The sequence below is a fragment of the Rhizobium chutanense genome (assembly GCF_002531935.1).
Lineage (GTDB): Bacteria > Pseudomonadota > Alphaproteobacteria > Rhizobiales > Rhizobiaceae > Rhizobium > Rhizobium chutanense.
The window spans coordinates 1-242 of the sequence record NZ_NWSV01000095.1 but is presented as its reverse complement, the minus strand read 5'-3'; the positions used below and the strand labels follow the sequence as shown (position 1 = coordinate 242).

Genomic DNA, 242 nt, shown 5'->3' with positions numbered 1-242 from the left:
GATCCAGATACTCCCGTCGTCGGCTACAAACACCTGATGAGAACGCTTTAATAACGGCTTAAAGTAGTGCACGAGCGACCTCACTCGGTACGAGGGGCGACATCGCACCTGAATTTGCAGCCGGGACAGACACACGTCGCCCTTGTTGCAGTTTGACGTCTTCTTCGCCAATGGCAGAACCGCGGTGGACGGTCCGAAACATAACGCCGTTCATGCTCTTTTCCTCCTCTTCGAGCCTTTCA

The 242-nt window shown here is 54.1% G+C and carries 1 protein-coding gene; it reads right to left on the bottom strand.

Translation table 11 applies throughout. The features are described from left to right. Nucleotides 1–58: 58 nt before the first annotated feature. Nucleotides 59–242, bottom strand: a 184-nt coding sequence (locus CO666_RS34420) for a hypothetical protein (protein ID WP_210202071.1), incomplete at its 5' end; no start/stop codon positions are given.